The sequence below is a fragment of the Achromobacter sp. AONIH1 genome, from assembly GCF_002902905.1.
In the GTDB taxonomy this organism is placed as follows: domain Bacteria; phylum Pseudomonadota; class Gammaproteobacteria; order Burkholderiales; family Burkholderiaceae_B; genus Achromobacter.
The window spans coordinates 1,774,843-1,787,429 of record NZ_CP026124.1; the positions used below are offsets into that span (position 1 = coordinate 1,774,843).

Annotated in this window: 11 protein-coding genes and 1 tRNA gene; 9 read left to right on the plus strand and 3 right to left on the minus strand. The window is 67.6% G+C overall.

Going from position 1 to position 12,587, the window contains the following annotated elements:
- Nucleotides 1-9: 9 nt before the first annotated feature.
- The 5 genes from C2U31_RS08155 (at nucleotide 10) to C2U31_RS08175 (ending at nucleotide 5,144) form a co-directional block, all read left to right on the plus strand.
- Nucleotides 10-1,272, plus strand: a complete 1,263-nt coding sequence (locus C2U31_RS08155; protein WP_103272389.1) for a YeaH/YhbH family protein — start codon at nucleotides 10-12, stop codon at nucleotides 1,270-1,272.
- Nucleotides 1,269-2,825 (plus strand): SpoVR family protein, encoded by a 1,557-nt coding sequence (locus C2U31_RS08160; protein WP_103272390.1) that lies wholly within the window; start codon nucleotides 1,269-1,271, stop codon nucleotides 2,823-2,825. Before C2U31_RS08155 ends, C2U31_RS08160 begins: the two co-directional genes overlap by 4 nt.
- Nucleotides 2,826-2,951: 126 nt before the next feature.
- Nucleotides 2,952-3,042 (plus strand) — tRNA-Ser (locus tag C2U31_RS08165).
- Nucleotides 3,043-3,289: 247 nt separating this feature from the next.
- A complete protein-coding gene (locus tag C2U31_RS08170; RefSeq protein ID WP_103272391.1) occupies nucleotides 3,290-3,715 on the plus strand; it encodes a DUF3574 domain-containing protein in 426 nt (141 codons plus the stop codon).
- 112 nt (nucleotides 3,716-3,827) lie between these two features.
- Complete coding sequence (locus tag C2U31_RS08175; protein WP_103272392.1) at nucleotides 3,828-5,144, plus strand: ParB-like protein; 1,317 nt, start codon at nucleotides 3,828-3,830, stop codon at nucleotides 5,142-5,144.
- Between the two features lie 21 nt (nucleotides 5,145-5,165).
- On the opposite strand, the gene C2U31_RS08180 is transcribed toward C2U31_RS08175, so the two are convergent.
- Nucleotides 5,166-5,396: a hypothetical protein gene (locus tag C2U31_RS08180; RefSeq protein ID WP_103272393.1), complete on the minus strand. Its 231-nt coding sequence runs from the start codon at nucleotides 5,394-5,396 to the stop codon at nucleotides 5,166-5,168.
- 228 nt (nucleotides 5,397-5,624) lie between these two features.
- Here C2U31_RS08180 and C2U31_RS08185 point away from each other — a divergent pair, with 228 nt between their 5' ends.
- From C2U31_RS08185 to C2U31_RS08195, 3 genes are all read left to right on the plus strand, one after another.
- Nucleotides 5,625-6,566 carry a hypothetical protein gene (locus C2U31_RS08185; RefSeq protein WP_103272394.1) on the plus strand — a complete coding sequence of 314 codons (942 nt, stop codon included), beginning with the start codon at nucleotides 5,625-5,627 and terminating at the stop codon, nucleotides 6,564-6,566.
- Between the two features lie 74 nt (nucleotides 6,567-6,640).
- Nucleotides 6,641-7,525: a carboxylating nicotinate-nucleotide diphosphorylase gene (gene nadC, locus C2U31_RS08190; protein WP_103272395.1), complete on the plus strand. Its 885-nt coding sequence runs from the start codon at nucleotides 6,641-6,643 to the stop codon at nucleotides 7,523-7,525.
- A gap of 58 nt (nucleotides 7,526-7,583) precedes the next feature.
- Entirely contained in the window at nucleotides 7,584-8,570 is a 987-nt protein-coding gene (locus C2U31_RS08195; RefSeq protein WP_103272396.1) for a tripartite tricarboxylate transporter substrate binding protein, read from the plus strand.
- Nucleotides 8,571-8,586: 16 nt separating this feature from the next.
- On the opposite strand, the gene C2U31_RS08200 is transcribed toward C2U31_RS08195, so the two are convergent.
- Nucleotides 8,587-10,476 (minus strand): TRAP transporter large permease subunit, encoded by a 1,890-nt coding sequence (locus C2U31_RS08200; protein WP_103272397.1) that lies wholly within the window; start codon nucleotides 10,474-10,476, stop codon nucleotides 8,587-8,589.
- Complete coding sequence (locus C2U31_RS08205; protein ID WP_103272398.1) at nucleotides 10,473-11,486, minus strand: TRAP transporter substrate-binding protein; 1,014 nt, start codon at nucleotides 11,484-11,486, stop codon at nucleotides 10,473-10,475. The genes C2U31_RS08200 and C2U31_RS08205 overlap by 4 nt, the downstream gene beginning before the upstream one ends.
- A 252-nt stretch (nucleotides 11,487-11,738) precedes the next feature.
- Between C2U31_RS08205 and C2U31_RS08210 the strand changes: the two genes are divergently transcribed.
- Nucleotides 11,739-12,566, plus strand: coding sequence for an IclR family transcriptional regulator (locus C2U31_RS08210; protein WP_233772698.1), 828 nt, complete (start codon nucleotides 11,739-11,741; stop codon nucleotides 12,564-12,566).
- Nucleotides 12,567-12,587 lie beyond the last annotated feature (21 nt).

The window sequence follows — 12,587 nt, forward strand, 5'->3', positions numbered from 1 at the left end:
AGGTGAATCATGAATTCACTGATCGATCGCCGTCTTAACGGGCGCAACAAGAGCGCCGTCAACCGGGAACGTTTTCTCCGGCGCTACAAGGATCAGATCCGCAAGGCGGTGCATGGCATGATCCGCGACCGCTCGATCCAGGACATGGATCAGGGCGGCGAGGTCAACCTGCCCGCGCGCGACATCTCCGAGCCTACCTTCCATCACGGGCAGGGCGGCGACCGCGAGATGGTGCATCCCGGCAACCGCGAGTTCGCCAAGGGAGACACCTTCGACCGGCCGCAGGGAGGCGGGCAGGGGCAGGGAGGATCCGAGCCCGGCGAGGGCGAGGCGGTCGATCAGTTCACCTTCAGCCTGTCGCGCGCTGAATTCCTGAACCTGTTCTTCGAAGACCTGGAACTTCCCAACCTGGCGCGCAACCAATTGGGCGAGGTCAGCCAGCGCAAGTGGCAGCGCGCCGGCTACACCACCTCGGGCTCGCCCAGCATGCTGAGCATCAGCCGCACGCTCAAGTCATCGCTGGCGCGCCGCGTGGCGCTGAGCGTCAAGGCGCGCGCGGACCTGGAAGACGCCGAGGAACGCCTGGCCAAGGCCCTGGCCGCTGGCGCGGGCGCCGACGAGATCCGCGCGCTGGAGCAGGACGTGGAGGACTGCCGCGAGCGCCTTGCGCGCGTGCCCTTCCTGGACGACCTGGACCTGCGCTACCGCAACCGGGTATCGGTCTCGATTCCGATGGCGCGCGCCGTCATGTTCTGCCTGATGGACGTGTCCGGCTCGATGGACGAAGGCAAGAAGGATCTGGCTAAGCGCTTCTTCACGCTGCTGTACCTGTTCCTGTCGCGCAAGTACGAGCACGTCGATCTGGTGTTCATCCGCCATACCGACAACGCCGAGGAAGTAGACGAACGCACCTTCTTCTACGACCCGAAGAGCGGCGGCACCATCGTGCTGTCGGCGCTGGAGCTGATGCGCGAGATCCTGGAAAAGCGCTACCCGCCCAGCGCTTGGAACGTCTACGCGGCCCAGGCCAGCGACGGCGATTCATTCGGCGCCGACGCGGGCAAGAGCGCGCGCTTCCTGGCCGAGCACCTGCTGCCGGCCACGCGCTATTTCGCCTACATCGAGGTGCCAGACTCGCAGGAGGCGCGCAAGAGCAGCCTGTGGGCCGAGTACGAACAGAAGCTGGAGCCGCATTTCGTGATGCGGCGGATCTGCGATCGCGGGGAGATCTACCCCGTGTTCCATGACCTGTTCAAGAAGGAAACGGTATGAATGCCATCGCGGGTGCACTCGTGGAGCCGGATGCGGCCGGAGGCTCTCGGCCGATCTCGCAGGGCTCCGAATGGACGTTCGAGTTGCTGCAGTCCTATGACGACGCGATCGCGCAGGTCGCGCGCGAGTACGGGCTGGACACCTACCCGAACCAGATCGAGGTCATCACCTCGGAGCAGATGCTTGATGCCTATGCCTCGGCGGGCCTGCCTATCGGTTATTCGCACTGGTCCTACGGCAAGGAATTCATCCGCAACGAGCAGTTCTACCGGCGCGGCATGCAGGGACTGGCCTATGAGATCGTGATCAATTCCAATCCCTGCATCTCGTATCTCATGGAAGAAAACTCCATGACGATGCAGGCGCTGGTGATCGCGCACGCCTGCTACGGCCACAACTCCTTCTTCAAGGGCAACTATCTGTTCCGCCAGTGGACCGACGCCGACGGCGTGCTGGACTACCTGGTGTTCGCGCGCAAGTACGTCATGTCCTGCGAGGACCGCTACGGCATCGACGCGGTCGAGGCCGTGCTGGATTCCTGCCATGCGCTGTCGCACCACGGGGTCGACCGCTACAAGCGGCCCACGCCGATCTCGTACAAGGAAGAGGCGGCGCGCCAGGCCGAGCGCCAGGAGCATGCGCGGTTGCAGTACAACGACCTGTGGCGCACGCTGCCGCGCCTGGAAGAGGACAAGGACACGCACAGCCAGTCCTCGACCTTCCCGCCCGAGCCCGAAGAGAACCTGCTGTACTTCATCGAAAAGTACTCGCCCAAGCTCGCGCCCTGGCAGAAGGAGCTGGTGCGGATCGTGCGCAAGATCGCGCAGTACTTCTATCCGCAGACCCAGACCAAGGTCATGAACGAGGGCTGGGCCACGTTCTGGCACTACACCATCCTGAACCGCCTGCACGAGAAGGGGCTGGTCAACGACGGCTTCATGATGGAGTTCCTGCAGAGCCATACCAACGTAGTCAGCCAGCGCGGCTTCGACGAGCGCGGCTACGGCGGCATCAATCCGTATGCGCTGGGATTCGCGATGATGTCGGACATCCGCCGCATCTGCGAGGCGCCCACGCCGGAAGACCGCCGCTGGTTCCCCGACATCGCCGGCGGCGACTGGCTGAAGACGCTGGACTTCGCCATGCGCAACTTCAAGGACGAGTCCTTCATCTCGCAGTACCTGTCGCCCAAGCTGATCCGTGAGTTCCGCTTCTTCGCCATCTCGGATCACCAGGCCAATCCCAAGCTGGAAGTGGCCGCGATCCATGACGACGAGGGCTATCGCGACATCCGCCGTTTGCTGGCCGCGCAGCACAACCGCGACAACCTGGTGCCCGATGTGCAGGTGGTGCGCTTCAACCGCGACACCGACCGCTCGCTGGTGCTGCGCCACCTGAAGAGCCGGGGCCGTCCCCTGGCCGGCGACGACGCCGAGCAGGTGATGAAGCACCTGGCCCGGCTGTGGGGCTTCAAGGTCCGGCTCGAAGAGACCGAGCCGGACGGCACGGTCAGCGCCTACCGCGAGCAGGAAGCGCCGCAAGCGGCGGCCTGAACCGGCTGGCCGGACGGGGGGACGCCTTTGGTGTCCCCTTTTTCTTTCCCGACGTGCGGCTTTCCCGGCAATCTGCTAGAATCGCGGATTCGCATTTTCAGCAATGCGGCGTCCCTAGGACGATCAGGACAGGTGGCCGAGTGGTTGAAGGCGCACGCCTGGAAAGCGTGTATACGTCAAAAGCGTATCGGGGGTTCGAATCCCCCTCTGTCCGCCAAGAATGCATCCCAAGCCCTTGAACTCATCGCGAGTTCAAGGGCTTTTTGCTTGCGGCGCGGCTTGAAGGCTCGCATGAAAAATCCAGCGCCTGGGCGCAGGATCGACTCGCGCCAGACCCATGCAAGCCCTATATTGGCGGGCAAGTCTGACCGTCAGGCTTGACCATCAACCCGACACCGACGCATCGGCGCTGCGGCCGGTTAGCAGCCAACAGTTCCGCTTCCTCAGAACCCGGAGCCCTCCTCATGCCCTTCACGCCCAAGCTCGCGCGCCTTGCCCTGCCGCTATGCGCCGCCGCCCTGACGGTCGGCTGCGTGACCACCCCCGCATCCCGTGCCTGCGCGCCCAACGAGACGAACATGGTCAATGACCAGATATTCCTGGGCACCGACACCCCGTCCGGCCCGGTGTCGCCGCAGGAATGGACGTCCTTCCTGGCCGAGTCCGTGACGCCGCGCTTTCCGCAGGGGCTGACGGTCTGGCAGGCGTCCGGCCAGTGGCGCGGCAACGACGGCGCGATCGTGCGCGAGCCGTCCTATGTGCTGAACCTGGTGCATCCGGGCGATGTGGCCAGCGAGGCGGCGGTGCGCGACATCCGGACGGAGTATCAGACGCGCTTCCGGCAGGAGGCGACGTTGCGGGTGCGGCAGGCGGCCTGCGTGTCGTTCTGAGTTCCGGCGGTCCGTGTGGTGACAGGCCCGTGACGGCCTTGGCGGATGTCACGTCCGCGCAGTATGCGGCTGTCATCATCGCGGATCTCGTTCGATCTTCCTGTTGATACTCATGACCCCTACGCTGACTCGCCGGCCTTCCCTGTTTCCATTTCCGGGCGCGCGCCTGATCGCCGTGGCGCTGCTGCCGCTGGCGCTGGCCGCCTGCAATGGCGGCAGCGACGACGACGAACCGGCGGCGCAGCCCGCGCCGGTGCCCGAGACGCCGGCGCCGCCCAAGCCGGAAATGCCGGCAAAGAACCAGGCGTACCTGAAGGCGAAGCCGGGCGATGTGATCAAGGTCCGCATCGAAGAGCTGAATCCCACGCAGGCCGCCATCGGCTACGACCAGATCTACTACAAGCTGGGCCGCTGGCAAGGCGATTTCGCCCGTCCCACCTGGGCCGGCGATACCGCCAACCAGATCGACTACCTGAACCGCACCGTCGGCAAGAAATTCGACGACTATTGCGAGGACACGGGCGCGGGCAAGCGCGCGCAGCCCTTCGCCAGCATTGCCCAGGCGCAGGCGGCGCGGCTGGACAAGCCGGAGACCTTCAGCTGCCTGAACGCGCCGGGCGCGGACGCCACCGCGCTGAAGACCGTGGTGGTGGGCTGGGACGGCAAGCTGTATCTCACCGACGGGCATCACAGCTTCTCGGCGCTGCGCGAGATCTTCGACGGCGGGCCCAAGCTGCCGGTGTGGGTCAAGGTCGACGCCAACTATAGCGACATGGCCGACGCCAAGTCGTTCTGGCAGCGCCTGGTCGATGAGCGCAAGGCCTGGCTGCGCGATGGCGACAATCAGCCGGTCACGGTGGACCAGCTGCCCAAGCGGCTGGGCCTGGCCAGCGCGGGCGAGGCTGGCGGCATGCAGGAAGACCGCTATCGTTCGCTGGTCTATTTCACGCGCGACATCGCCTATGCCAACGGCGGTCTGCCCGAGTTCGCCGAGTTTCTGTGGGGCGACTGGCTGCGCCGGCAGGTGGCGGCGGGCCAATTGCCCGCGTTGAGCGCCTACAAGATGATTCCGCCCGCCACGCTGGCAGGCATCCTGGCCGTCAGCAAGCTGGACAAGAACCTGCTGCCCACCGACGCGAGCGACAGCTACTCCGCCGCGGTGCGCGACGCCGCCAGCAAGATGGCGGCGCTGGCCGATGGCGATGTGGTGTTCCAGGATCGGACCGCCGCTCAGCTCGGTCGCATCGCCTGGGTGCAGAACGCCGCCAGCGGCACGCCGACCAAGAACGCGCGCGACGCGCTGGAAGAGCTGCCGCGCAATGACATCAAGGCCGTGGGCTCGCCGCCGCGCAACGGCGGCAAGCTCTGGTACGCGGCCAACTACCGCAACTGCGGCAAGCCGGCGGCCGGCACCTGCTGGGGCTGGTAAGGCCGGCGCTGATCGCGGCGCTCAAGGGCCGCTGTGTTCGTAGTTGATGTCGAGCACGTCTTCTTCGGCCGAGATGATGCCGGGCTCGCCCGGCGCCTCGATGGCGCGGCCGCGCCGCGGCATGCCCGCGACCATGCGGCTGTTGCTCGCCAGCGGCAGGACGGTGGTGCCTGTGCGCGGGTCGACGCGGGGCGGGGGTTCGACGTCGCGGCGGGCGTCGCTGGCGTTCGGATCTGTCGTGGGCTTGAGCATGATGCGCGCTCCTGCAAACGGGCGCCGCCATGGCGGGCGGCGCGCATGGACATGAGATCCATCTTAGGCCTGGAATGGGCGTGTGCGGGGCCTTGCGTTGTCACGGTTGCAAGCAGCCATTGCCGGGCGCGGGGCTTATAATTCGGGTCGGATCGCGCGGCCGCGATCCGCGTCTTTCCGGCCCCGGCCGGCGCTTTGATTTCCCATCCTCCTTCGCCCGATACCGCCTTGACCGAATCCGTCGCGCGTTCCGTCCATGCCGAGCTAGTCGCCGTGCTGGTCGCCGTCACCAACGGCGAGCCCAGGGTGCTGACCACGGAAGACGCGCGCGCCTTGCCGGCCGGGCCGTTCGAGCTGTCGCACCGTTCGCTGCAGGCGGGGCTGCGCGCCTGGGTCGAGGCGCAGACGCATCATCCGCTCGGTTACGTTGAGCAGCTTTACACCTTCGCCGATGGCGACCGCTCCGACGAGTCGGGCGCGCGGGTCATGTCGGTGAGCTATTTGGGCCTGACGCGCGAGGCGGGCGAGACCGGCGTCGCGCAGGTCGGCTGGCAGGATTGGTATCGCTATTTCCCCTGGGAAGACCGGCGCGCCGGCGTGCCCGCGCTGCTGGACGAGGCCATCGCGCCGCGGCTGGCCGCCTGGTGCGAGGCGGGCGCGGATCAGGCCTCGCGCGCGCGCCGCCGCCAGCGCGCGGATATCACGTTCGGCCTGAACGGCGCGGCCTGGAACGAGGACATGGTGCTGCAGCGTTACGAACTGCTGTTCGAGGCGGGCCTGGTGCCCGAGGCCGCGCGGCGCGGGGCGGTCGGGGGCGAGGCCGTGCCCGGCGAGCCCATGCGTCATGACCATCGTCGCATCCTGGCCACCGGCATCGCGCGGTTGCGCGCCAAGATCAAGTACCGGCCCGTCGTGTTCGAGCTGATGCCGGCCCAGTTCACCCTGCTGCAATTGCAGCAGGCCGTGGAGGCGCTGGCGGGGCGAGGGCTGCACAAGCAGAATTTCCGGCGGCTGATCGAGCAGCAGGATCTGGTCGAGGAGACCGGCGACATGGCCTCGGGCACCGCCGGCAGGCCGGCCAAGCTGTTCCGGTTTCGCCGCGACGTGCTACTGGAACGAGCCATCGCGGGCAGCAAGCTGCCGCTGTCCAGAGGGCCGCGCGAGGCTTGACAAAGATTATGCTCATGCCTAGCATAAGTGGCACGCGATCAGGCGTGCCTTTTTTTGACTCAAAAATACTCATTATGAGCATAAATACTGAAGCCCTCGCAGCGACCGACCGCCTGCCCGTTCCGCCGCTGCCGGACGTAATGCTGGAGCCTGTGGTGCGCGCCGCGCTGCTCGAGGACCTGGGTCGCGCGGGAGACTTGACGACGGATGCCATCGTGCCCGCCGACGCCCAGGCGGAAACGCGCCTGGTGGCGCGCCAGGAGGGTGTGCTGGCCGGGCTGGACCTGGCGCGGCTGGCGTTCCGCGCGCTGGATCCGGCGATCCGCTTCAGCGTGTCGCGCGCGGACGGCAGCGTGCTGGAGCCGGGCGCGGAGATCGCGCGCATCCAGGGCGGCGCCCGCGCCATGCTGACGGCCGAGCGCGTGGCGCTGAACTTCCTGTGCCACCTGAGCGGCGTCGCCACCGCCACCGCGTCGATCGCGCGGGCCGTGGCGCCTTATGGCGCGCGCGTGACCTGCACGCGCAAGACCATGCCGGGCCTGCGCGCCTTGCAGAAATACGCCGTGCGCGTGGGCGGCGGCAGCAATCATCGCTTCGGCCTGGACGACGCGGTGCTGATCAAGGACAACCACATCGCCTTCGCGGGCGGCATCGCCAATGCGGTGGTGCGGGCGCGGGCGGGCGTCGGCCACATGGTCAGGATCGAGCTGGAGGTCGACACGCTGGAGCAGCTGGAGACCGCGCTGGCGCTGGGCGTGGACGTGGTCCTGCTGGACAACATGAGCCTGGATGATCTGCGCCGCGCCGTGGCGATGGCGCGCGGCCGGGCGGTCACGGAGGCCTCGGGCCGCATCACGCCCGAGACGGCCGCCGAGATCGCGGCGACCGGGGTGGACCAGATCGCCGTGGGCTGGCTGACGCACAGCGCCAAGGTGCTGGACATCGGCCTGGACGCTTGAGCACGCAGCCGCCATTTACCTTTTTGCTTACCGGCCCGACATATCGCAGGCCCGCATCATGATCCGCCTTCTCAGCCGCCTTTCCGTCCTGTCCGCGCTGGCCCTGACCGCCTGCGGCAATTCGCCGTCTGGCGAACCGATGACCGATGCCTCCTACCCCACGCACCCCATCACCATCGTGGTGACGTTTCCGCCGGGCGGCGGCACCGACCTGCTGGCCCGCCGTATCGGCGCCAGCCTGCAGGAGCAACTGGGCCAGCCCGTGGTCGTGGAAAACCGGCCCGGCGCCAGCGGCAATATCGGCGCGCGCGCCGTGGCCGAGGCGCCGCCCGACGGCTACACGCTGCTGATGGTGAACAGTTCCTTCGCCATCAATCCCGGCGTCTATCGCAACCTGGGTTTTGATCCCAGGCGCGATTTCGCCGCCGTCATCAACGTGGCCTTCGTGCCGTCGGTGTTCGTGACGCCGGCCGCGAGCGCGCTGCACAACCTGGACGATGCGCTGGAGGCGGCGCAGCCGGGCAAGCCGCTGCCGTTCGCGTCCTGCGGCAACGGCACGCCGCAGCATCTGGCCGGCGAGATGCTGGCGCGCGCGACCGGCGCGGCCTTGCAGCAGGTGCCGTACAAGGGTTGTGGCCCGGCCTTGACCGATGTGACGGCGGGGCAGGTGCCGCTGGGCATCGTCACCGCGTCCAGCGCCGCGCCGTTGATCGCGGCGGGCAAGCTGCGGGCGCTGGCGGTAACCTCGCCCAAGCGTTCGCCGCTGTTGCCGCAAGTCGCCACGGTGGCCGAGCAGGGCGTGAAGGACTATGCGCTGGACCAGTGGCACGGCTTGCTGGCGCCCGCCGCCACGCCGCCAGCCGTGATCGACCGCATCAATGTCGCGGTGGCGCGCATCATGCAGCGCCCGGACGTGCAGGTGGCCTTGCGCGAACAGGGGTTCACGCCCGCCACCAGCACGCCGGCCGCCTTCCAGGCCATGATCCGCGCCGACATCGACCGCTACGCGGCGCTGACCGAGGCGATCGGCCTGCGCGCCGATTGACGCGCGGCCGCGGGCTTCACTTGAGGAAGCCCGTCGAGATCCATGGCACGGTCGCGACGATCACGATGCCGACGGCGATCGAGGCCAGATAGCCCATGATCGGCCGCACGCCTTCCTCCGGCGCCACGCGGCCGATCGCGCAGGCCGCGTAGTAGCCCACGCCGAAAGGCGGCGCGAACAGGCCGATGCCCATGGACAGGATCACCACCATCGCATAGTGCACTTCGTGGATGCCCATCTGGTGGGCGATCGGAAAGAGCAGGGGGCCGAACAGCACGATGGCCGGGATGCCTTCCAGCACGCTGCCCAGGATGATGAAGGCGACGATGGATACCGCCATGAACGTCGTGGCGCCGCCGGGCAGGCCGGCCATGAGGGTCGCCAGCTGCGTCGAAAAGCCGGATTGCGTCAGGGCCCAGGCCATGGCGGTGGCCGTGCCGATGATCAGCAGGATGGCGCCCGACAGGCAGGCCGTGTCCACCAGCATGGGCATGAGCCGCTTCGCGTCGAAGCAGCGGTAGATCAGCAGCCCGACCAGCGTCGCGTAGACGATGCCGATGGTGGAGACCTCGGTGGCCGTGGCGATGCCCTCGACCACGGCGGCCCGGATCACGAAAGGCAGGGCCAGCGCGGGCAGGGCCACCACCAGCGCGCGGCCGATCTCGCGGCCCGTGGCCTTGCGCGTGGCGAAGGGCGCGACATGGCGATGGCGCCACCACACCACCAGGCACAGCATCACGCCCAGCACCAGGCCGGGCAGCAACCCGCCGATGAAGAGCGCCGTGATCGACACGCCGGTGACCGAGCCGATGGTGATCAGGACCAGGCTGGGCGGCACGGTCTCGGTCTGCGCGCCGGTGGCTGACAGCAGCGCCACCAGATCGCCGTCGCTGGCGCCGCGCTTGCGCATTTCCGGGAACAGCACCGGCGCCACCGCGGCCATGTCGGCGGCCTTGGCGCCGGAAATGCCGGACACCACGTACATGGCGCCGATCAACACATAGGACAGGCCGCCGCGCACGTGTCCGAGCAGGCTGGCCAGGAACGCGACCATGCGCTGCGCCATGCCGGTCATTTCGATGAGCACGCCCAGGAACACGAACAGCGGCACGGCCAGCAGGATCAGGTGCGACATGCCTTCGTCCATGCGCCCTACCACCACCATCATGGGCAGGTCGGTGGTCAGCGACAGGTAGCCGAACGTCGCCAGGCCGAAGGCGAAGGCGATGGGCACGCCGGCGAATACGGACCCGGCGACGATGCCGACGAAGAAGATCAGCAGGTTGGCATTGCCCAGTCCGGCCAGCGCGGGCTGCAGCGCAAGCATCAGGGCGACCACGCCGCCCACCAGCAGCAGCGCGAGGCCCGTGGTGCGCCACTGGCCATGCTCGACCAGCCGCAGCAGCGCGATCAGCGTCATCAGCGCCGTGCCCACCGGCAGCGCGGCGGCGCGCCACACGTTGGGGATCTCCAGCGCGGCGGTGGTGACATAGCGTTCCTCGGACGCGTACTCGAAGCCCGGCCCTTGCAGCATCAGTAGAAAGGCCAGCGCCGCGGCCACCGCCACCATGTCCAGCATGGCTCGCGTCGCGGGCGAGGCGCGGTTGACCAGCGCGGCCATGCGCATGTGTTCGCCGCGCCGGAACGCGATGACCGAGCCCAGCATGGCCAGCCAGAGGAACAGGATGGATGCGAGTTCGTCGGACCACACCAGCGGCGTGTGCAGGACGTAGCGGGCGACGATGCCGGAGAACAGGATGATGATCTCGGCGACCACCAGCAGGGCCGCCGGGATTTCGACCAGATGGCCCAGCGCGCTGTCCAGCGCGACGGCCCACGGCTGCCGGGCGCCGGCCGGCGGGCTATGGCCCGGCAGGTCCGCGGCGTGCGCCGCCGCTGCCTTCATGACAGCCTCCCGGCGGCCTGTTCGAGCAGGGCCCAGGCCTTGTCGCCGTACTTTTCCTTCCAGGATGCGTAGAAGCCGGCCTTGCGCAGCGCCTCGCGGATCGGTTCGGGCTGGGGCGTGTTGAAGGCCAGGCCCTGCTCCGCCAGCTTGGCCTGCAGCTGGTTGTTCAGCGCCAGCACGTCGGCGCGCTCGGCCATGCCGGCGGCGTTGATGTGCTTGGCCACGACTTCGCGGATGTCGGCCGGCAGCTTTTCCCAAGCGCGTCGATTGCCCAGGAACCAGAAGCCGTCCCACATGTGGTTGGTCATGGAGCAGTACTTCTGCACCTCATACAGCTTGGCGGTCTGGATGATGGCCAGCGGGTTTTCCTGCGCGTCGACCACGCGGGTCTGCAGAGCGGAATAGGTTTCGTTGAAGTTGATGCTGGCGGGCGACGAACCCAGCGCCTTGAACATCGAGGTCCACAGCGGACTGACCGGCACGCGGATCTTCAGGTCGCGGAAATCGTCCGGACCCGCGATGGCGCGGTTGCTGGTCGTGACCTGGCGAAAGCCGCTGTCCCAGATGCGGTCCATCACGAACAGGCCCTTGCCGTTGATCTCGCGGCGCACGTGCGCGCCCAGTTCCCCGTCCATGGCCTTCCAGACGGCGTCGTAGTCGGGAAAGGCGAAGCCCACGCCGCTGATGGAGGCGGCGGGAACCAGGGTGGACAGGATCAGTCCGGACAGGGTGAAGAACTCGACGGCCCCCGCGCGCAGCTGGCTGAGGGTGTCCGTGTCGGAGCCCAGCTGGCTGCTGGGGAACACGGCCAGTTCGAAGCGCCCGCCGGTGTCGCGCGCGATGTTCTGCGCGGCTTCGTTGGCGCGCAGGTTCATGGGGTGCGACGGGGGCAGGTTGTTGGCGTACTTGTAGCGGAACTCCGGGGCCGCCAGCGCTTTCTGGAACGGCGCCAGCGCCAGCAGCGCGCCGCCTCCCGCGGCGCGCATCAGGTTGCGTCGAGTGGTATTCATGCTGTCTCCTTGGTTATGAGAGCCGGTCCGCTGTCGAGAGCGGACCGGGTAAGGCGCCGTTTCCGGCTTCTTGCTTTATCTTTGCATGAGGTCCAAAATATGGACCTAGGTACAACTCTTAAATTCATTAAATCATATTGATTCTGCTGCGTAAACCAATAGAATGGGCGTGTGATGAAAAAGAAGTCAGTTAATAATGGTCCACAAAATGGACCAAAAAATAATATCGAAGAACAAATCCACGGAGACGATGTGGCGGAAGTGTCGACCCAGGTGGGCGGAGCGCAGGCCATCGCGCGCGCCATGCAGGTGCTGCGCGGCGTGTCGCGCGCCCGTGGCGACGGCGCCGGCTTGCTGGCCCTGACGCGCGATACCGGCCTGAGCAAGCCCACCGTGCATCGCATCCTGGCCGCGCTCGCCGCCGAAGGCATGGTCGAGCAGGAACCCGTCAGCCGGCGCTACTTCCTGGGACCGGAATGCCATGTGCTGGGCAATGTCGCCAGCGAGCGTTTCGGCATCAACCGCCTGGCGGCGCCGGTGGTGGCGCGGCTGGCGCATGAATGCGGTGATTCCGCCTTCTTTTCCATCCGGCGCGACGTGTTCGCCGTCTGCGTGCTGCGCGAGGACGGCGACTATCCGCTCAAGACCCACGTGCTGCTGCCGGGCGACCGCCATCCGCTGGGCGTGGGCGCGGGCAGCCTGGCGATCCTGGCCGCGCTGCCGGACGACGAGGTCGACGCCTGCCTGCAGGCCAACGCGGCGCTGATCGCGCGGCGCTATCCGCACTATTCGGTGCCGCTGATCCGCGCGCTGGTCGACGAGTCTCGCGAACGCGGCTACTCGGTGAACCAGGGGCTGGTGGTGCCCGGCTCCTGGGGCCTCGGCGTGCCGCTGCGCGACGAGCAGGGGCAGGTGCTGGGCGCGCTCAGCATCGCCGCCGTGGAGTCGCGCATGGACGAGGAAAGACAGTTCCAGTTGGCCAAGCTGTTGTCGCGCGAGGCCCAACGCCTGCTGGCGCAGGCCAGTCCCGGGGGGAGGGAGGCGCGCGCGCGCCCGCCTGTCCCCAAGCCCAAGCCCTGATTCCGCCGCCGGCGGGGACGG

Bases quoted from the DNA above. Each gene is read 5' to 3' on its own strand.
- C2U31_RS08155 (WP_103272389.1), top strand. From the start codon at position 10: ATGAATTCACTGATCGATCGCCGTCTTAACGGGCGCAACAAGAGCGCC.
- C2U31_RS08160 (WP_103272390.1), top strand. From the start codon at position 1,269: ATGAATGCCATCGCGGGTGCACTCGTGGAGCCGGATGCGGCCGGAGGC.
- C2U31_RS08170 (WP_103272391.1), top strand. From the start codon at position 3,290: ATGCCCTTCACGCCCAAGCTCGCGCGCCTTGCCCTGCCGCTATGCGCC.
- C2U31_RS08175 (WP_103272392.1), top strand. From the start codon at position 3,828: ATGACCCCTACGCTGACTCGCCGGCCTTCCCTGTTTCCATTTCCGGGC.
- C2U31_RS08180 (WP_103272393.1), bottom strand. From the start codon at position 5,396: ATGCTCAAGCCCACGACAGATCCGAACGCCAGCGACGCCCGCCGCGAC.
- nadC (WP_103272395.1), top strand. From the start codon at position 6,641: ATGAGCATAAATACTGAAGCCCTCGCAGCGACCGACCGCCTGCCCGTT.
- C2U31_RS08195 (WP_103272396.1), top strand. From the start codon at position 7,584: ATGATCCGCCTTCTCAGCCGCCTTTCCGTCCTGTCCGCGCTGGCCCTG.
- C2U31_RS08200 (WP_103272397.1), bottom strand. From the start codon at position 10,476: ATGAAGGCAGCGGCGGCGCACGCCGCGGACCTGCCGGGCCATAGCCCG.
- C2U31_RS08205 (WP_103272398.1), bottom strand. From the start codon at position 11,486: ATGAATACCACTCGACGCAACCTGATGCGCGCCGCGGGAGGCGGCGCG.